The following is an 18,509-nucleotide window of genomic DNA, read 5'->3' on the forward strand; positions in this document are numbered from 1 at the left end:
TTTGGGACCCCCCCCCCCGGNGCTGGCCAGCTTGCCGGCGGCGTCCAGGAAGGCCAGGGCCGAGGCCTCAATGATGTCGGGGGATACCCCCACCCCCACCGCCTGGAGCTCCCCCAGGCGGAGCCTCACCGTCACCTGGCCCAGGGCCTCGGTGGAACCCGTGATGGCCTCCACCCGGTAGAGCTCCAGCTCGGGCCTGAGGCCGATGGCCTCCTGGATGGCCTTGTACACGGCGTCCACCGGCCCATCCCCGGTGTGCGTGGCCACCCTTTCCCCATCCGGGGTCCTCACCTTCACCGTGGCCGTGGGCAGGAGGCCGGAGCCCGAGAAGAACTGCACGTGCTCCAGGGCGAAGAATTGGGAAGCGGGCCCCCGTTCGCTTTCCACCAGGGCCTGAAGTTCCTCGGCGGACAAAGGTCCTTTCTTCTCGGCGATCTCCTTGAAGCGGGAGAAGAGCACCTTAAGCTGCTCCTCCGTAAGGTCCTTATAGCCCAGGTCCTCGAGGGCCTTCTTGAAGGCCGCCCGCCCGGAGTGCTTGCCCAGCACGATCACCGCGGGGCGCCGGCCGATAAGCTCGGCGTCCATGATCTCGTAGGTGGAGCGGTGCTTCAGGACGCCATCCTGGTGGATCCCCGACTCGTGGGCGAAGGCGTTGTCCCCCACGATGGCCTTGTTGGGGGGCACGGGCATGCCGGTGTAGCGCTCCACCAGGCGGGAGACCCGGTAGATCTCCCGAGTGTTGATCTGGGTTTTGGCCTTGTACCAGTCCCGGCGCACGTAAAGGGCCATGACCACCTCCTCCAAGGAGGTGTTCCCCGCCCGCTCCCCGATGCCGTTCACCGTGCACTCCACCTGCCCCGCCCCGTTCTCGATCCCCGCCAGGGCGTTGGCCGTGGCCAGGCCCAGGTCGTCGTGGGTGTGGGTGGAGATGATCACGTCCCGGCCCCGCACCACCTCGTCGCGGATACGGCGGATGAGGGCCCCGTACTCCCCAGGAGTGCCGTAGCCCGTGGTGTCGGGGATGTTGACCGTGGTGGCCCCGGCCTCGATGGCCACCTCGTAGAGCCCTTTCACGAACTCCCAGTCCGCCCGCATCACGTCCTGGGCGCTAAACTCCACGTCATCCACGTAGCGCCGGGCGTAGCGGACCATCCGGTCCGCCATCTCCAGGACCTCCTCCTCGGTCTTCCTCAGCATGTGCTCCAGGTGGATCTTGGAAGCCGAGGTGAAGACGTGGATACGGGGTTTCTCCGCCCGCTCCAGGGCTTTGGCCGCTTGGTCGATGTCCAGGGTGTGGGTGCGGGCCAGGGCAGCGATGATGGGGCCCCTTACCTCCTCAGCGATCCGCCTTACCGCCTCAAACTCCAAGGGCCCGGATACGGGGAAGCCCGCCTCGATGATGTCCACGTTGAGCCGGGCCAGGGCGTGGGCGATCTCCAGCTTCTGGTCCAGGGAAAGGGCCACCCCTGGGCTCTGCTCCCCATCCCTAAGCGTGGTGTCAAAGATGCGGATGTGCCTCTCCATTTCTCCCTCCCTAAAAACGCACCAGGCCCCCCACCCGGGGGGCCTTTTTGCCCAAGCTAGCCTACCTCCTCCAATACCCTTGCCCGCAGGAAGGGCATCATGGCCCGAAGCCTCGCCCCCACCTCCTCGAGGGGATGCGCCTTCCAGCGCTTGCGGTTCGCCTCCAGGACCGGCTGGCCCACCTGGTTTTCCAGCATCCACTCCCGGGCGAACTCCCCGGACTGGATCTGCCGGAGGATCTCCCGCATGCGCCGCTTGGTCTCCTCCACCGGCACCGAGACCTCCCCCCGGGTGTAGTCCCCGTACTCCGCGGTGTTGGAGATGGAGTAGCGCATCCCGGCAAAGCCCGCCTCGTAGATGAGGTCCACGATCAGCTTCACCTCGTGCACGGTCTCAAAGTAGGCCATCTCCGGAGGGTAGCCCGCCTCCACCAGGGTTTCAAACCCCGCCTGGATGAGCCGGGTAAGCCCCCCGCACAGCACCGCCTGCTCCCCGAAGAGGTCGGTTTCCGTCTCGTCCTTGAAGGTGGTGGGGATGACCCCCGCCCGGGCCGCCCCTATAGCCTTGGCGTAGGCCAAGGCGGTGGGGAAGGCCGAACCCGAGGCGTCCTGGTGCACGGCCACCAGAGCCGGCACCCCGCTTCCCTTCACGTACTCGCTCCGCACCAGGTGGCCAGGGCCCTTGGGGGCCACCATCCACACGTCCAGGTCCCTCCTGGGCTTGATCTGACCGAAGTGGATGTTGAAACCGTGGGCAAAGGCCAAGGCCGCCCCCTCCTTCAGGTTGGGCTCCACCTCCTCCCGGTAGACCTTCCCCTGGGTCTCATCGGGGAGGAGGACCATGACGATGTCCGCCTCCCGTACCGCCTCGGCCACGGAAAGGACCCTAAGGCCCATGGCCTCCGCCTTGGCGGCGCTTTTAGACCCCGGCCTAAGGCCCACCCGCACATCCACCCCCGAGTCCTTGAGGTTAAGGGCGTGGGCGTGCCCTTGTGAGCCGAAGCCCAGCACCGCCACCCTCTTGCCTTGGATGAAGCCTAGGTCCGCGTCGTGCTCGTAGTAGATCTTCATACCGCCTCCCGTTTTTCCCTGACCTTGAGGGTACGCTCCCCTCGGCTCATGGCCACCGCTCCGGTGCGCATGACCTCGAGGATCCCGTAAGGCCTTAGGGCCTCGATGAAGGAGTCTATCTTCTTGGAGTCCCCGGTGAGCTCCAGGATCAGGCTCTTCTGGGCCACGTCCACCACCCGGGCCCGGAAGGCCTCCTGGATGTCCTTCACCGCCAATCTCTCCTCCACCCCCGCCACGTGGACCTTCACCAAGGCTAACTCCCGCTCCACGTGGGGCTCGGAGTGGTCGGTGACCTTCAAGACCTCAATCAGGCGGTTCAGCTGTTTTTCCACTTGCTCCAGGGTGTGGTCGTCCCCGGAAACCACCAGGCTGATGCGGGAAAGCCCCGGCACGTGGGTGGTCCCCACCGCCAGGCTCTCCAGGTTGAAGCCCCGGCGGGCGAAAAGGCCCGTGATGCGGTTCAAGACCCGGGGGTGGTCCTGCACCAAGACCGAGATCACGTGCCTCACGCCTCCACCTCCTCCCTTTCCGCCGGGTGCTCGAGGATCATGTCCTCCGCAGCCCCTCCAGCAGGGATCATGGGGAAGACCCCTTCCTCGTGGTAGACCTTGAACTCGGCCACCACGGGGCCATCGGCGTTCAAGACCGCCTCCACCCCCTTCATGAGGTCCTCCTTGCGCTCCACCCTGACCCCCTTGATGCCGTAGGCCTCTGCCAGGCGGGCGAAATCGGGGTTGGAGTCCGCCAGATACACCTCGGAGTAGCGCCGGGCGTGGAAGAGGTCCTGCCACTGGCGCACCATCCCCAGATAGCCGTTATTCAGAACCACCACCTTCACATCCAGCTTGTACTTGACCAAGGTGGCCAGCTCCTGCAGGGTCATCTGGAAGGAGCCATCCCCGTCAAAGTCGATGACCAGCTCCTCGGGCCGGGCCACCTTGGCCCCGATGGCGAAGGGCAGGCCCACCCCCATGGTGCCAAGCCCCCCCGAGGTGATGAAGCTCCTGGGCCGGGCCACGGGGAAGAACTGGGCGGCGAACATCTGGTGCTGCCCCACCCCGGTGGTGACGATGGCATGCCCCCCCGTGGCCTCGGCGAAGGCCTTGATGACCTCTTGGCTTTGCAGGTAAGGCTTAGGCTTCCAGCGCAAGGGGTGGCGGGTGCGCCACTCCTCCAGTTGCCGCCACCAGGCGGCCAGCTTCAGGGGCTTGGCCCCCTTCAGGAGTTCCCGCAGGACCTGCCGGGCATCCCCCACGATGGGAATGTGGGTGCGCACCACCTTACCGATCTCCGCGGGGTCGATGTCCACGTGGATGATGGTGTGGGCGTGGGGAGCAAAGCGGGAAACCTTCCCCGTAACCCGGTCATCAAAGCGCAAACCGATGGCCAGGATCACATCCGCATGGTGGATGGCCCGGTTGGCGGCCACGGTGCCGTGCATTCCCGGCATCCCCAGCCAAAGGGGGTGGTTCCCCGGGAAGGCCCCCAGGCCCATGAGGGTGGTGATCACGGGGATCCCCGTCCGCTCGGCAAAGGCCAGAAACTCCCCGTGGGCGTGCTGGGCCCCACCCCCCACCATGAGGATGGGCCTTTCCGCCTTTTCCAGGGCATCCAGGGCCCGTTCGATCTGCTTGGGGTGGCCCTTGGTGGTGGGTTTGTAACCGGGAAGGTCCAGCTCCACGTCAAAGGTACCGGCGAATTCCGCCAGCTGCACATCCTTGGGCAGATCGATCAGCACCGGCCCCGGCCTCCCGCTGGAGGCGATGTGGAAAGCCTCCCGCACCACCCGGGGGATGTCGTTCACCTCCTGCACCAGGTAGTTGTGCTTGGTGATGGGCATGGTCACCCCGGTGACGTCCGCCTCCTGGAAGGCGTCGGTACCGATCAAGGCCCGGGGGACGTTCCCGGTGATGGCCACCACCGGGGTGGAGTCCATGAAGGCATCCGCCAGGCCGGTCACCAGGTTCAAAGCCCCGGGACCGCTGGTGGCCATCACCACCCCCACCCGGCCCGAGGCCCGGGCATAGGCGGTGGCGGCGTGGACTCCCCCCTGCTCGTGCCGCACCAGGATGTGGCGGATGGGACTGTCATACAGGGCGTCGTAGGTGGGCATGATGGCCCCACCCGGGTGGCCGAAGATGACCTCCACCCCTTCCCGCTCCAGCGCCTTCAAAAGTGCCTCCGCTCCCTTCATCTCCCCCTCCTAAACCAAAACCCCCCGGGTTCTCCGGGGGGTTTTGGATGCGCCCTACAACGCTACACCCTACCCCCCGCCGGCCCTACGATTAGGACCAGGCCTAGGGATAGGACGAGGCCGAAGCGCATCTTGGGCTTTATCCTAGCCCCCTTTGTGAAGGGTGTCAAGAGCCCAGGCGGCGGGCGATGGCGGCTATGGCCACCCGTGCGTGCTCCCGGCCGTTTTCGATAAACACCGTGCGGGTGTCCGGCCCAAAGGCACTGGAGCCGATGGCGAAGAGCCCCTTGCGCGAGGTTTCCCATTCCGGGGAAAGCCAGGGTTTCTCCCCCTCGTAGCGCACCCCGGCCCCCCTAAGGAGATGGTCTTCCGCCCGGTAGCCAATCTGGACCAGGACGAAGTCGGCCTCCAAGAACTCATCCCCTTGGGGTCTTTCCAGGACGAGGCCTTCCCGGGTAATGGCCTTTACCCTGGCCTCCATCACCGCCAGAATGCTTCCCTCCTTCGCCCGGTTCTCGAAGTCGGGAAGAAGCCAGTACTTCACGCTGGGGCGCACCCACTTGCCCCGGTGGACCAAGGCCACCTGGGCTCCGCCCCGGTACAGGTCCAAGGCCACCTCCACCGCGGAGTTGCTTCCCCCCACCACCGCCATCTTGCGGCCGAAGAAGGGGGCTGCCTCCTCGTAACGGTACAGCACGTGCGGCAGGTCCTCCCCCGGCACCCCTAGGCGGTTAGGGTTCCTCAAAACTTGCACCTCCTGAATACCCCGCATAAACAATGCTTTTCCCCCGAAGGGGGAGGCCAGCGGTCCAACTTGCTGTGCTAGGGCCTGGGCGGAGGTGAGGGGTTGGCGGGAGGGCCAGGAGGGCCCAGAGGGGAGACTGGGCCGTTTGGGTCATTACGCCCTTCATCCGAGGGAACCCGGCGGCCCTTTTCAAGTGGTCCCCTGGCGCATGGGTATGCGGGGGGTGGATAAGTGCAAGTTTTGAGGTTCCCGAAGTAGCCCGTGGCCACCACCACGTACCGGGCAGGGAAGGCCTTCTCCCCAAACCGGTCCCGGGCCAAGACCTGGAAGGCCCCCTCCTCCCCTTGGATGCCCACCGCCTCCGTGTAGGTGAGCACCCGAAGCCCCTCCCTTTCCGCCACCCTTTGGTAGTAAAGGAGCGCCTCGAGGCGGGTGGGCTTGGGCCCCTGGGACACCAGGGGATGGCCCCCGATCTCGATGTTTTTGGACTCGGAGAAGAAGACCATCTGCCGGGGAAAGCGGTAGAGGGTCTCCGCCACCGTGCCCCTTTCCAGGACCAGGTGGCTTAAGCCCTGGCGCTTGGCCTCGAGGGCCGCCGCCAGACCCACGGGCCCAGCCCCCACGATGAGCACGTCCACCATGCCCCCCAGTCTACGCCGTCATGTAAACTCCTTCCCATGGAGTGGCTCACGAGCCCCGAGGTCTGGATCGCCTTCCTCACCCTCACGGTGCTGGAGGTGGTCCTGGGCGTGGACAACGTGATCTTCATCAGCATCCTGGCCGCCAAACTTCCCAAAGAGGCGCAGGAGCGGGCCCGGGTCATCGGCATCTCCCTGGCCGCGGTGACCCGGATCCTCTTCCTCCTCTCCATCGCCTGGATCATGGCCCTGAAAAAGCCCCTCTTCACCCTCTTGGGCCATGAGGTCACCGGAAAGGACCTGGTGCTGATCGCCGGGGGGCTTTTTCTCCTCTACAAGTCGGTGCGGGAGATCCACGAAAAGCTGGAGGGGGAATCCGGCCACGCGGCCAAGCGGGTGGCCCCTTCCTTTGCCGCGGTGATCGGCCAGGTCCTCCTCCTGGACATCGTCTTCTCCATCGACTCCGTGATCACCGCCGTGGGCCTCACCCCCTACGTCCCGGTGATGGTGGCCGCCATCCTCACCTCGGTGGCGGTGATGCTACTAGCCTCCAAAAGCATCTACGCCTTCGTGAACCAGCACCCCACGGTGAAGATGCTGGCCCTCGCCTTCCTCCTCCTCATCGGCTTTACCCTGGTGGCCGAGGGCACCGGGGTGCACATCCCCAAGGGGTACATCTACTTCGCCATGGGCTTCGCCGTGCTGGTGGAGTGGCTAAACCTTCGTGCGGGGCTTAGGGGGCAACCCGTCAAGCTCCACGAGCCTTACGAGGAGGAGGCGTAAAATCGGGCTGGAGGTGCGGTATGGAATACCGGATCGAGCGGGACACCATGGGCGAGGTCAAGGTACCGGCGGACCGCTACTGGGGCGCCCAGACCCAGCGTTCCTTAGAGCACTTCAAGATCGGCGCCTGGCGCTTCCGCATGCCCTTGGAGGTGATCCGCGCCTACGGCATGCTGAAGAAAGCGGCGGCCAGAGCCAACCTGGAGCTGGGGGAGCTACCCGAGGAGATCGCCAAGGCCATCATCCAGGCGGCGGAGGAGGTGATGGCCGGAAAGCTGGACGACCACTTCCCCCTGGTGGTCTTCCAGACGGGAAGCGGCACCCAGACCAACATGAACGTGAACGAGGTCATCGCCAACCGGGCCTCGGAGCTTCTGGGGAAGCCTCTGGGCTCCAAGTATGTTCACCCCAACGACCACGTGAACCGGGGCCAGAGCAGCAACGACACCTTTCCCACCGCCATGTACGTGGCCGTGGCTTTGGCCCTCCACCAAAGGCTTTACCCAGCGGCGGAGGCCCTCATCGCCACCTTTGAGGAAAAGGCCAAGGCCTTTGACGGCATCGTGAAGGTGGGCCGCACCCACCTGATGGACGCGGTGCCCATCACCCTGGGGCAGGAGGTGGGGAGCTGGGCCGCCCAGCTTAGGAACACCCTGGCCACGGTAAAGGAAGCGGAAAAAGGCCTCTACAACCTGGCCATAGGGGGCACGGCGGTGGGCACGGGCCTGAACGCCCACCCCCGGTTCGGGGAACGGGTGGCCCACTACCTGGCCGAGGAAACCGGCCTGCCCTTTAGGGTGGCGGAAAACCGCTTCGCCGCTTTGGCTGCCCACGACGAGTTGGTGCAGGTGATGGGGTCCTTGCGCACCCTGGCCGGGGCCCTGATGAAAATCGGCAACGACATCCGCTGGCTGGCCTCGGGGCCCTACGGGGGCATCGGGGAGATCTTCATCCCCGCCAACGAGCCCGGGTCCTCCATCATGCCCGGCAAGGTGAACCCCACCCAGGTGGAGGCCCTCACCATGGTGGTGGTGCGGGTCTTTGGCAACGACCATGCCGTGGCCTTTGCCGGGAGCCAGGGGAACTTCCAGCTCAACGTCTACAAGCCGGTGATGGTGGACGCCGCCCTCGAGTCCATCAAGCTCCTGGCCGACGCCATGGAGTCCTTCAACGAGCACCTGGCCAAGGGCATCGAGCCTAACCTGGAGCGGATCGAGGAACACCTGCAGAAAAACCCCATGTTGGCCACCGCCTTGAACAAGGCCATCGGCTACGACAAGGCGGCGGAGATCGTGAAGAAGGCCATCAAGGAGAAGAAGACCCTGAAGCAGGCCGCCTTGGAACTGGGCTACCTCTCGGAGGAGGAGTTTGACCGCATCGTGGTGCCCATGAAGCTGGCCAGGCCCCATGAGGGCTAAAACACAATGTGAAAGGACCCACTCCACCTGGGGGTAGGTCCTTTATAGTGGAGTGGGAGGTGCGGTATGCCGTATCCGTTCAAGCTGCCGGAACTGGGTTACCCCTACGAGGCCCTCGAGCCCCACATCGACGCCAAGACCATGGAGATCCACCACCAGAAGCACCACGGGGCCTACGTGAACAACCTGAACGCCGCCCTGGAGAAGTACCCCTACCTGCAAGGGGTAGAGGTGGAGGTGCTTCTAAGGCACCTGGCCGCCTTGCCCGCCGACATCCAGACCGCGGTGCGCAACAACGGGGGCGGACACTTGAACCACAGCCTTTTCTGGGAGCTCCTCACCCCCGGGGGAGCCAAGGAGCCGGTGGGGGAACTTAAGAAGGCCATCGACGAGCAACTCGGGGGCTTCGCCGCCCTGAAGGAGAAGCTCACCCAGGCGGCCATGGCCCGCTTCGGCTCGGGCTGGGCCTGGCTGGCCAAGGACCCCTTCGGGAAGCTCCATGTCTTCTCCACCGCCAACCAGGACAACCCCGTGATGGAAGGCTTCGCCCCCATCGTGGGCATCGACGTGTGGGAGCACGCCTACTACCTCAAGTACCAAAACCGCCGGGCGGACTACCTCCAGGCCATTTGGAACGTGATCAACTGGGATAAGGCGGAGGAGATCTACAAGCGGGGCTAAACCTCGCCGCCCTTGCCCAGGGCCTTTGGCCCTGGGCTACCCCACCTCAAGAAGGCGCTCCAGCGCCCCCTCTAGGGCGGCCATGGCTTTTTGCACCTGCCAAGCCCCCTTGTCCCGCACCCCGGCCACGTTGGAGACGGCCCGGAGCTCCACCCCCCTAATCCCCAGGGCCAGGCAGGCCCGGGCGAAGGCCGCCCCCTCCATGCTCTCCACCTGGGTCCCCCACTGCCGGGCAAGGGCCTGGGCCTCCTCCGGGCTTTCCGAAACCAGGTCCCGGGTGAGGCCCGCCACCACCCTGAGGCCCAGGGCCCGGGAGAGCTCCCCTGTAAGGCGGGCATCCAGGGGAAAGCGGTTGTGGTAGCGCCGCCCCCCAAGCTCCAGCGCAGGGAAGCCCAAGGGCGCCAAGCCCTCCCTCAGCCCCAGGTCCGCCTCCACCTCCTCCCCCACCAGGACCGCCTCCCCCAGCGCTAGCCCCGCCCCCGGGTAGGCCCCGGCGATGCCGAAGAGGAGGGCCCTTTCCACCGGCTGCCGGGCGGCCCAGGCCGCCAGGGTGAGGGCGGCGTTGACCTTGCCGATGCCGGTCTCCAGGTAAAGGAAGCCCACCCCCCTCAGGCCCTTACGCCCCAGGAAGGCGAAGGGCTCCCCCCGGAGGAAGGAAGCCTCGAGGGCCGTGGGGGAAAGGAGAAGCCACATCACTCCACCACCCTAAACCCCAAGGCCTCCGCCCGCTCCACGAAGAACTGGATGTTCTCCGCCCTCACCTCACCCCCCAGGCTCTTGCGATCAAAGGCCTCCTCCGCCGCCAGGATCATGGTCTCCGCCAAGCAGGCAGGCACTTGGTCGGGAGCACCGAAGTGAAGGTCTAAGGTGGCCTTTGCCCTCCCGGGAAGCCGCACCACCCCCCCGGGGATGACCCTGACCCCGGGTACCTCTTTAACCGAGGGATGCACGTCGGGGGGCACGCCCTCGTCGTAGATCCAGGCTCCCGGCTTCACGTGTTCAGGGTAGATCACCGGGTTCGGGTCGCTGGTGGCGGTGAAGACCAGGTCCGCCTCCCTAATGGCCGCCACCTCGGTGGTCACCTGGATCTCGGGCGCTTGCCCCTTTCGCTCCAGGTTTTTCCGCAGGCTTTCCGCCGACTTCTCCAGGCGCTTTGGGTCCCGGCCCACCAGGATAAGCCTCCCCACCAGGGGAGCGATCTGCCGGGCGATGCCGAAGGCCACCACCCCGTTGGCTCCCACCACCGCCGCCGTGGTGTTTCTCAGGTCCTTGCCGCTTTGGGCAAAGTGGGCCAGGATGCCGGGAATGGCCGCTTTGACGGTGCCCGCGGTGTAGGCCCCCCCGTTCGTCACCTCTATATCCGGCACCGCCTCCTGTACCCTCTTGCCCTTCTCCCCCACCACGCTCCAAAAGGCCCCTAAGCCCACCACCGTGGCCCCAAGCTCCTTGGCGAGCCTGGCCCCTTGGATGGCCCGCCTTACCGCCAGCTCCGGCTTGGCCTTGATCTGGTGGGGCAGGAGGGGAGCGGAGATGAGGTGGCACAGGACCTCCCGGCCATCCGCCGTCCTCACCCCCCTCACCTCCCCCACCTTCATGGGACGGAAAAGCTCCGCCAAACGTTCTATCCAGGCTTGCTTCAGAACTCCCAGGCGCACCAGGGGCCGGGCCCAGCGGAAACGGGGGCTTTGCCAGAAATCCTCCACCGTGAGGGGATGGATGAGAAAGGCGCAAACCACCTGCCTTCCCGAGGGCAGGGGCAGGGGGCTACCCAGCCTGGGCTCGGTGCCTTCCAGGATCCGGCCCAGGTTCTCCTTGTAGCGCCAAAGGGCCAGGAGGAAAAGCAAGCCCCCGAGGACCTTGGCTCCAAGGGGAAACCCGCCGAAAAGGAGGATGCCAAAGAGGCCCAGGGGAAGCCCCAGGGCTCCCAAGGAGGCATAGCCCGTGAGGGCGTAAAGGGCAAGGCCCAAGGCCACGGGGACCATGCCCCAGGCTGGCTCCAGGGGTAGCCCCGCCAGCACCCCCAAAAGAACCCCCACCCCCTTGGCCCGAAGGGGCCAGGGATCCCGGAAGAAGAGGGGATAAAGGTGGCCCAGGTAGACCGCCACCCCTAGGGCCAAAAGCTCCTCCACGCCAAGCCCCAAGCCCCTCCCCAGGGCCAGGGGCAAGTACCCCTTGGCGAAGTCTAGGAGGAAGGCCAAAAGGGTCAGGCCCGGCCCAAGCCGCCTCAAGGCCGTTTCCAAACCCAGGGTGTAGGGGCTTGCCGTGCGCAGGTCCACCCCCCGCCGCCTGGCCAGCCAGTACCCCAGGGGCAAGGCGCCCAGGGCATAGGAAAGGGGCAAGAGGAGGAACATCATCGCAGCAGGTAGTTTAGCCCGGCCACCGCCCCACCCGTAAGGAGGAGAACGATAAGCCCAGCAGCCAGCACCCCCAGGGAGATGGCCAGGAGGGCGTAGCGCCTTTTTAGACCCAAGACCACCGCCAGCACCGCCCCGCTCCAGGCCCCGGTGCCGGGCAAGGGCACGGCCACGAAGAGGAAAAGGCCCAGGGCCCCCAGGCGCTGCACCTGCTCTTCCCCCTTGAGGCGCACCCGGGCCTCGAGGGCCGCCCAGAGCTTGGCCAGGAAGGGCACCCGGGTCAGAAGCGCCACCGCCCAAGGCAAAAGGAAGAGGGCCACCGGGGCCACCAACAGGTTGCCCAAGAGGGCCAGCAGGAAAGACTCCCCTGGGGAAAGCCCCAGGGCCACCCCCAGGGGAATGGCTCCCCTCAGCTCCACCACCGGCAGGGCGGCCACCAGGATCACGTAAAGTTCAGGAGGCATGCTCACAAAAGGAAACCCGCCGCCAGATCGGGGCGGGATCCGGACGGCGGGTCACGGGAAACAATGCCTTAGGCGCGGGCCGCCTTGGCCTTCTCCACCAGCTCGGCAAAGGCCTGGGGCTCCCGCACCGCCAAGTCGGCCAGCACCTTCCGGTCCAGCTCCACCCCCGCCTTCTTCAGGCCATGGATAAAGCTGGAGTAGTTCAGGCCGTGCTGGCGGCATGCGGCATTGATGCGCACGATCCAGAGCTTGCGGAAATCCCGCTTCTTGCGTTTGCGGTGGGCATAAGCGTAGTTGCCCGCAGCGAAGAGGGTCTCCCGGGCCTTGCGAACGCTCTTAGAGCGGAGGCCCCAGTACCCCTTGGCCAGCTTGAGGATCTTCTTGTGCTTCCTGCGGCGAACGACTCCGGTTTTGGCGCGCGGCATCCTCTACCTCCTACGCGTAGGGCAAGAGGAGCTGGATCCGCTCCGCCTCGGCCTGGGCCAGGGTGAACTTCCGCCCCTTCTGGCGGATGGTCTTCCCGGACTTGTGCCAGTTGAGGTGCCGCTTACCCGTCTTCATGGCCACCACCTTGCCCGAAGCGGTCACCTTTACCCGCTTCTTGGCGCCCTTATGGGTCTTCATCTTCGGCATGGTTCTCCTCCGCTTTGGGAAGCGCCCCTACAGGGTCTTGGATGCTCCCCAAAGCCCTCACACTATACCAAAAGGGCTTACCAACGTCTAGGCCGACACCTTGGCCGGGGCCAGGAGCATGTTCATATCCCGGCCCAAAAGCTCGGGCCTCATCTCCACCACGGCCAGGCCCTTCAGGTCCTCGGCCACCCTTTCAAGAAGCCTCTCCCCCAGCTCGGGATGGGACATCTCCCGTCCGCGGAACATGATGGTGACCTTAACCTTGTGGCCTTCGGCCAGAAAGCGCTTGATATGGTTCAGCTTGGTCTGATAGTCGTGGTCGTCGATCTTGACCCGGAACTTGATGGACTTCACCTCGGTGCGCTTGGCCTTCTTGCGGGCCTCCTTCTCCGCCACCTGCTGCTCGTAGCGCCACTTGGAGTAGTCCATGATGCGGGCCACGGGAGGATCGGCGGTGGGGCCCACCAGCACCAGGTCCAGGTCCTGCTCCTGGGCCAGGCGCAAGGCCTCCCGGGTATCCATGATGCCCAGCTGCTGCCCATCGGCCCCGATGACCCGCACCTGCCGTGCGCGAATGCGTTCGTTAACCAGATACTCCTTTATCTACACCACCTCCTAGCCCGCGGGTTTTCCCTGCATGGCTTGCGGGCTAAGGGGAGTGTAGCAGGAAAACCCCAGCGCCTACAATGGGGGCATGGTTCAGGTGGAGAGAGGTCGGATCTATCGGGTTTTCCTCAACGATCCAGAGCGGCGAAACCCCCTTTCCCCCGAGATGGTGGAGGGGCTTTTGCAGGCCCTCGAGGAGGCGGAGAAGGACCCCGGGGTCCGGGTCCTGGTCCTTTCCGGCCGGGGAGGCGCCTTCAGCGCCGGGGCCGACCTGGCCTTTTTGCAAAAGGTTACGGAGCTGGGCGCCGAGGAGAACTACCGCCACTCCCTTTCCCTCATGCGCCTCTTCCACCGCCTTTACACCTTCCCCAAGCCCACGGTGGCGGCGGTGAACGGACCGGCGGTGGCGGGTGGGGCCGGTTTGGCCACCGCCTGCGACCTTGTGGTCATGGACCAGGAGGCCAAGCTGGGCTACACCGAGGTGAAGATCGGCTTTGTGGCCGCTTTGGTTTCCGTGATCCTGGTGCGGGCCGTGGGGGAGAAGGTGGCCAAGGACCTCCTCCTCACGGGCCGCCTGGTGGGGGCGGAGGAGGCCAAGGCCCTGGGCCTGGTAAACCGGGTGGCCCCCCCGGGGAAGGCCCTGGAGGAGGCCCTGGCCCTGGCGGAGGAGTTGGCCAAGAACGCCCCCACCTCCTTGCGCCTCACCAAGGAGCTTCTCCTGGCCCTGCCGGGGATGGGCCTCGAGGATGGCTTCCGCCTGGCCGCCCTGGCCAACGCCTGGATCCGGGAGACCGGAAACCTCCAAGAGGGCATCCGGGCCTTTTTTGAAAAACGTCCGCCCCGGTTTTGAGCGCCCCCCCAAAACTAGGCAAAAGCTCTCCCTTCGCCGTAAACTCTGCCTATGGGCCTCGTCCCCGAGTGTTTCATCACCGAGATCGTGGAAAGGGACTTGCGGGAGGGAAAGTACCCAAAGCTCCTAACCCGCTTTCCCCCTGAGCCCAACGGTTACCTGCACATCGGCCACGCCCGGAGCATCGTGCTCAACTTCGGCCTGGCCCTGGACTTTGGGGGAGAGTGCAACCTGCGCTACGACGACACCAACCCGGAAACGGAAAAGGAGGAGTACGCCCGGGCCATCGAGGAGGACGTGCGCTGGCTGGGCTTTACCCCGGATCGGGTCCTCTACGCCTCCGATTACTTTGACACCATGTACCGGTGCGCCCTCGAGCTCATCCGGGAGGGCAAGGCCTACGTGGACGACCTCTCGGAAGAGGAGATGAGCGAGCTTCGGGCCCAGGGAAAGCCAAGCCCCTACCGGAACCGGAGCGTGGAGGAAAACCTGGAACTTTTTGAAAGGATGCGCCGGGGGGAGTTCCCCACGGGAAGCCGGGTCTTAAGGGCCAAGATCGACCCCGCCCACCCCAACTTCAAGCTCCGGGACCCCGTGCTTTACCGCATCGTGCACGCCCCCCACTACCATGCGGGGGACCGCTGGCCCATCTATCCCCTCTACGACTACGCCCATCCCCTCGAGGACCTCATCGAGGGCGTCAGCCACTCCCTTTGCACCCTGGAGTTCGAGAACAACCGGGCCATCTACGACTGGGTGATAGAAAACCTCAAGGGGAAATGCGGCTTACCTGAAAGTCCCAGGCCTTACCAGTACGAGTTCGCCCGCCTGGACCTCACCCACACGGTGCTCTCCAAGCGGAAGCTCATCCGGCTGGTGGAGGGGGGCTACGTCACGGGCTGGGACGACCCCCGGCTTCCCACCCTTAGGGCCCTACGCAGGCGGGGGGTGCGGCCCGAGGCCATTCGGGAGTTGGTACGGCGCACCGGCATCTCCCGCAACGAGGCCCTCATCGAGATGGAGCTCTTCGAGGAGGTGGTGCGGGACGACCTGAACCCCATCGCCCCCAGGGTCTTGGGGGTTTCAGACCCCTTGAAGGTGGTCCTCACCAACTGCGGCGGGGAAGAGTGGATCCAGGCCCCCTACTGGCCCCGGGACATCGGCAAGGAGGGGGCAAGGCCCCTGCCCTTTTCCCAGGAGCTTTACATCGAGCGGTCGGATTTCAGCCTCAATCCCCCCAAGGGCTGGAAGCGCTTCGCCCCGGGGCAAAGGGTGCGCCTCAGGCACGCCTACGTGCTGGAGCTGGAGGACGTGGTGGAGGAAAACGGAGAGGTGAGGCTCCTGAAGGCCCGGATCGTCCCCGGCACCTTGGGAACCAACCCCGAAGACGGCATCAAGCCCAAAGGGGTCATCCACTGGGTTTCCGCCCGGCACGCCCTGCCCGTGGAGTTCAGGCTTTACGACAGGCTATTCCTGACCGAGGACCCCGAGGAGGGAGGGGATTTCCTGAGGAACCTGAACCCAAGGGCCCTCGAGGTCAGGCAGGGCTTCATCGAACCCAGCGTGGCCCAGGATCCACCGGAGACCCGCTACCAGCTGGAGAGGCTGGGTTACTTCTGGCAGGACCCGGTGGACTCCCGCCCTGGGCGGCTGGTGATGAACCGCATCGTGCCTCTCAAGGAGGGCTACCGGCCTCAGTAGCGGCCTATAGCCCCACGCTCACCCCCACTGCTCCCCCTATCCCCAAGCCCGTGTTCGGGGCCAGGAAAAGGGTGGGGTGTACCTCCACATAGACCCCGATAAGGGGCAAGGGCAGGTCCAGCCAGGTGCCCAAGACCGCCCGTAGGCCCGCATGGCCCCGGGAATCCTGGGGCAGGGTGAGGGCCGGCCCCGTGCCATAAAACCCCCCAAGGCCCAGGTAGAGGTCGGTGAGGGGAAGCTTAAGAAGCAGGTCCACCCCACCTCCCATAGCCTCGAGGCCCACGCCCCCGTACACCCGCCCATCCAGCAGGAGGGGCACCAGGGGAAAGCGCAACCCCCCCTGCACCCCAAAGGGGCTTCCCCCGCTCACCTCAGCCCGCTGGGCTAGACCCAAGGCCAAAACCACCAAAACCGCCGCAAGCCACCTACGCACGCCGAATCTCCTCCAAAAGCGCCTCCACCCGGGCCATCCGGGCCCGGTGGGCCCCGGGTTCGTAATCCACCAGGACCCCATCCACCTTGAGCATCCCCAAGGCCCTGAGGAAGGCCTCCTTTAAGGAGGGGGACTCCAGGGCGCTCACCCGCATCCCTAGCTCAGGGTGGCGGGACAGGAAGCCCTGGGCCAAGGCCTCGGAGGTCCAGATACCGGAAAGCCTCTGCCCCAAAACCTCCAAAACCAGGTGTTCCCCAGGCTCCCCCTCCAGGATGTACCAGGGCCCCGAGAGATCCATCTCCCGGCATAATACCCCTGGTGAGGCTGGACCGCTACCTGGTGGAAAGGGGCCTGGCGGAAAGCCGGGAGAAGGCCCAGAGGCTCATCCAATCCGGCCAGGTCAGGGTGGCCGGGCAGGTGGTGACCAAGCCCGCCCACAGGGTGCCGGAAGGAGCCCGGGTGGAGGTCCTCTCCCCGGAACGGTACGTGAGCCGGGGGGCCTACAAGCTCCTGGGGGCCCTCGAGGCCTTTCCCGTAAGGGTGGAGGGAAGGGTAGCCGCCGATATCGGGGCCAGCACCGGCGGGTTCACCCAGGTGCTCCTGGAAAGGGGTGCCAGGCGGGTCTATGCGGTGGACGTGGGCAGGAATCAGCTCCATCCCCGCTTAAGGGAGGACTCCCGGGTGGTGAGCCTCGAGGAGCAGGACGCCAGGAGCCTCCTTCTTCCCGAGCCCGTGGACCTGGTGGTAATAGACGTGTCCTTCATCTCCTCCACCCTGCTTCTGCCCAAGGTAAAGGAGCTCCTTAAGCCGGGGGGCGAGGCCCTCATCCTGGTGAAGCCCCAGTTCGAGCTGGGCCCCGGGGTGCACAAGGGGGTGGTGCGGGACGAGGCCCTACGGCAAAAAGCCCTGGCCCGGGTGCGGGAGAAGGCCCGGGAGCTGGGCTTTCAGGTGCTGGGGGAAAGGGAAAGCCCCTTGCCGGGGAAGGAGGGAAACCGGGAGTTCTGGCTTTGGCTTAAGGTCCCTTAAGCCATTCCTCCGCAATCTGCACAGCGTTTAAGGCGGCTCCCTTTAAGAGCTGGTCCCCCACCACGAAAAAGTCCAGGCCGTTGTCAAAGGCCAGGCTCTTGCGGATCCTACCCACCTCCACATTCCACTTGCCGCTGGCCGTGAGGGGCATGGGGTAGCGCTTGGCCTGGGGCTCGTCCACCACCTCCACCCCAGGGGCCTGGGCCAGCACCTCCCGGGCCGCCTCCGGGGAGACGGGCCTTTCAAACTCCACGCTTACCGCCTCGGCATGGGCCCTCAAGGTGGGCACCCGCACCGCGGTAGCGCTGATGCGGATGGAGCTATCCCCGAAAATCTTGTGGGTCTCCCACACCACCTTCATCTCCTCGCGGGTGTAGCCATTTTCCTGGAAGGCATCTATGTGGGGGATGACGTTGAAGGGCAGGGGGTGGGCAAAGACCTCGGCCACCGGGGTTTCCCCATGCAGCTGGCGGTGGGTTTCCCTGAGGAGTTCCTCCATCCCCTTGGCCCCGGCCCCGCTGGCCGCCTGGTAGGTGGCCACGATGACCCGCTTCGCCCGAAAGGCCCGGTGCAGGGGCCAAAGGGCCATGGCCAGGATGGCCGTGGTGCAGTTGGGGTTGGCGATGATGCCCTGGTGCTGGAAGATTCGCTCCCGGTTCACCTCCGGCACCACCAGGGGCACATGGGGCTCGTAGCGCCAGGCGCTGGAGTTGTCGATCACCAAGGCTCCCCCTTGGGCCCAAACGGGGGCCAGGGCCTTAGAAAGGGACCCTCCGGCGCTGGCCAGCACCAGGTCCACGGGCAAAGGCCCCTCGGGAAGGGGCCCCACCGGAATGGCCTCCCCCCGGAAGGCCATGGTCTTGCCCGCAGAGCGGGGGGAAGCGTACAGCCTAAGTTCGCTCAAGGGAAAGTTCCGGGCCTCGAGGACCTTCAGCATCTCCTGCCCCACGGCCCCCGTGGCCCCCACCACGGCTACCCTCACCTTCTCTCCTCCTTGCTGGCTACCCAGAAGCCCACCATGCCTTCGCCTCCCAGATCCTTTTCGCCCAAAGGGCTACCCCAGCACCTTGGCCCGCAGAAGGGCTGGACCCCGCAGGGGAAGGACCTCGTCCTCTAGATCCAGCAGAGCCAAGGTGTTTCCCTCATGGTCCACAAACTCGACCATGTAGCCACCCTTGGGATAGACCAGGACCACCGTACCCACATCCCCTGCCTCGAGGCCCGCTTCCCTGGGGCCGCGCTTAAGAACCACCGGATCGTGCTCGCGGATCATCGTCTCCCTCCACGGATAGGCGGTCACCAGGCGAAAGGTCTCCTCCCCCTCCCCACGATACCAAACGCTTCGTAGGAGAACCGGACCTGCTAAGTACCCCGTTGGGGCTTGCGCCC

At 65.7% G+C, this 18,509-nt stretch carries 19 protein-coding genes and 3 pseudogenes; 6 read left to right on the forward strand and 16 right to left on the reverse strand.

The features are described 5' to 3' along the window. Positions 1-21 precede the first annotated feature (21 nt). From C2847_RS00995 to C2847_RS01025, 6 genes and pseudogenes are all read right to left on the reverse strand, one after another. A pseudogene (locus C2847_RS00995) lies at positions 22-1,524 on the reverse strand (2-isopropylmalate synthase); the annotation flags it as partial. Positions 1,525-1,580: 56 nt separating this feature from the next. Next, positions 1,581-2,594 carry a ketol-acid reductoisomerase gene (ilvC, locus tag C2847_RS01000; RefSeq protein ID WP_105316631.1) on the reverse strand — a complete coding sequence of 338 codons (1,014 nt, stop codon included), beginning with the start codon at positions 2,592-2,594 and terminating at the stop codon, positions 1,581-1,583. Then, positions 2,591-3,103 (reverse strand): acetolactate synthase small subunit, encoded by a 513-nt coding sequence (ilvN, locus tag C2847_RS01005; RefSeq protein WP_015716745.1) that lies wholly within the window; start codon positions 3,101-3,103, stop codon positions 2,591-2,593. The genes ilvC and ilvN overlap by 4 nt, the downstream gene beginning before the upstream one ends. Next, positions 3,100-4,788, reverse strand: a complete 1,689-nt coding sequence (gene ilvB / locus C2847_RS01010) for a biosynthetic-type acetolactate synthase large subunit (RefSeq protein ID WP_105316632.1) — start codon at positions 4,786-4,788, stop codon at positions 3,100-3,102. The genes ilvN and ilvB overlap by 4 nt, the downstream gene beginning before the upstream one ends. 166 nt (positions 4,789-4,954) lie before the next feature. Further along, positions 4,955-5,527, reverse strand: a pseudogene (locus C2847_RS01020) (NAD(P)-binding domain-containing protein); the annotation flags it as partial. A 254-nt stretch (positions 5,528-5,781) separates the two neighbouring features. Continuing rightward, a pseudogene (locus tag C2847_RS01025) lies at positions 5,782-6,174 on the reverse strand (FAD-dependent oxidoreductase); the annotation flags it as partial. A gap of 36 nt (positions 6,175-6,210) precedes the next feature. On the opposite strand from C2847_RS01025, the gene C2847_RS01030 reads away from it, so the two are divergent. The 3 genes from C2847_RS01030 (at position 6,211) to C2847_RS01040 (ending at position 9,053) form a co-directional block, all read left to right on the forward strand. Then, positions 6,211-6,954, forward strand: coding sequence for a TerC family protein (locus C2847_RS01030; RefSeq protein ID WP_105316633.1), 744 nt, complete (start codon positions 6,211-6,213; stop codon positions 6,952-6,954). A 20-nt stretch (positions 6,955-6,974) separates the two neighbouring features. Next, on the forward strand, positions 6,975-8,372 hold the full coding sequence (gene fumC, locus C2847_RS01035) for a class II fumarate hydratase (RefSeq protein ID WP_105316634.1): 1,398 nt from the start codon (positions 6,975-6,977) through the stop codon (positions 8,370-8,372). Between the two features lie 66 nt (positions 8,373-8,438). Next, positions 8,439-9,053, forward strand: a complete 615-nt coding sequence (locus C2847_RS01040; RefSeq protein ID WP_105316635.1) for a superoxide dismutase — start codon at positions 8,439-8,441, stop codon at positions 9,051-9,053. 36 nt (positions 9,054-9,089) lie between these two features. On the opposite strand, the gene mqnB is transcribed toward C2847_RS01040, so the two are convergent. The 6 genes from mqnB to infC form a co-directional block, all read right to left on the reverse strand. Then, positions 9,090-9,746, reverse strand: a complete 657-nt coding sequence (gene mqnB / locus C2847_RS01045; protein ID WP_105316636.1) for a futalosine hydrolase — start codon at positions 9,744-9,746, stop codon at positions 9,090-9,092. Then, positions 9,746-11,407 carry a glycerol-3-phosphate acyltransferase gene (locus C2847_RS01050; RefSeq protein WP_105316637.1) on the reverse strand — a complete coding sequence of 554 codons (1,662 nt, stop codon included), beginning with the start codon at positions 11,405-11,407 and terminating at the stop codon, positions 9,746-9,748. The genes mqnB and C2847_RS01050 overlap by 1 nt, the downstream gene beginning before the upstream one ends. Next, entirely contained in the window at positions 11,404-11,871 is a 468-nt protein-coding gene (locus C2847_RS01055) for a COG2426 family protein (protein ID WP_105316638.1), read from the reverse strand. Before C2847_RS01055 ends, C2847_RS01050 begins: the two co-directional genes overlap by 4 nt. Before the next feature lie 68 nt (positions 11,872-11,939). Next, positions 11,940-12,296, reverse strand: a complete 357-nt coding sequence (rplT, locus tag C2847_RS01060; RefSeq protein WP_015716736.1) for a 50S ribosomal protein L20 — start codon at positions 12,294-12,296, stop codon at positions 11,940-11,942. A 10-nt stretch (positions 12,297-12,306) separates the two neighbouring features. Then, positions 12,307-12,504 carry a 50S ribosomal protein L35 gene (rpmI, locus tag C2847_RS01065; RefSeq protein ID WP_105316639.1) on the reverse strand — a complete coding sequence of 66 codons (198 nt, stop codon included), beginning with the start codon at positions 12,502-12,504 and terminating at the stop codon, positions 12,307-12,309. Between the two features lie 87 nt (positions 12,505-12,591). Then, on the reverse strand, positions 12,592-13,107 hold the full coding sequence (infC, locus tag C2847_RS01070) for a translation initiation factor IF-3 (protein ID WP_105316640.1): 516 nt from the start codon (positions 13,105-13,107) through the stop codon (positions 12,592-12,594). A 91-nt stretch (positions 13,108-13,198) separates the two neighbouring features. Here infC and C2847_RS01075 point away from each other — a divergent pair, with 91 nt between their 5' ends. Next, a complete protein-coding gene (locus C2847_RS01075; RefSeq protein WP_105316641.1) occupies positions 13,199-13,960 on the forward strand; it encodes an enoyl-CoA hydratase/isomerase family protein in 762 nt (253 codons plus the stop codon). 51 nt (positions 13,961-14,011) lie between these two features. Then, entirely contained in the window at positions 14,012-15,661 is a 1,650-nt protein-coding gene (locus C2847_RS01080) for a glutamine--tRNA ligase/YqeY domain fusion protein (RefSeq protein ID WP_105316642.1), read from the forward strand. A 4-nt stretch (positions 15,662-15,665) separates the two neighbouring features. Here the strand turns inward: C2847_RS01080 and C2847_RS01085 are convergent, their stop codons facing one another. Both C2847_RS01085 and C2847_RS01090 read right to left on the reverse strand, forming a co-directional pair. Beyond that, positions 15,666-16,094 carry a hypothetical protein gene (locus C2847_RS01085; RefSeq protein WP_105316643.1) on the reverse strand — a complete coding sequence of 143 codons (429 nt, stop codon included), beginning with the start codon at positions 16,092-16,094 and terminating at the stop codon, positions 15,666-15,668. Beyond that, positions 16,087-16,392: a DUF3234 domain-containing protein gene (locus C2847_RS01090; protein ID WP_105316644.1), complete on the reverse strand. Its 306-nt coding sequence runs from the start codon at positions 16,390-16,392 to the stop codon at positions 16,087-16,089. The genes C2847_RS01085 and C2847_RS01090 overlap by 8 nt, the downstream gene beginning before the upstream one ends. Positions 16,393-16,412: 20 nt before the next feature. Between C2847_RS01090 and C2847_RS01095 the strand changes: the two genes are divergently transcribed. Beyond that, positions 16,413-17,120 (forward strand): TlyA family RNA methyltransferase, encoded by a 708-nt coding sequence (locus C2847_RS01095; protein ID WP_105316645.1) that lies wholly within the window; start codon positions 16,413-16,415, stop codon positions 17,118-17,120. Here C2847_RS01095 and C2847_RS01100 read toward each other — a convergent pair. Together C2847_RS01100 and C2847_RS01105 are read right to left on the reverse strand one after the other, a co-directional pair. Then, positions 17,107-18,102, reverse strand: coding sequence for an aspartate-semialdehyde dehydrogenase (locus tag C2847_RS01100; RefSeq protein ID WP_105316646.1), 996 nt, complete (start codon positions 18,100-18,102; stop codon positions 17,107-17,109). The two genes, C2847_RS01095 and C2847_RS01100, sit on opposite strands and share 14 nt — an antisense overlap. Positions 18,103-18,174: 72 nt before the next feature. Beyond that, the gene (locus C2847_RS01105) at positions 18,175-18,393 is read right to left on the reverse strand and encodes a DUF4926 domain-containing protein (RefSeq protein ID WP_105316647.1); all 219 of its coding nucleotides are present in this window, start codon (positions 18,391-18,393) and stop codon (positions 18,175-18,177) included. Between the last annotated feature and the right edge of the window lie 116 nt (positions 18,394-18,509).

The organism is Thermus tenuipuniceus (genome assembly GCF_002964845.1).
GTDB classification, from domain to species: Bacteria; Deinococcota; Deinococci; order Deinococcales; family Thermaceae; genus Thermus; species Thermus tenuipuniceus.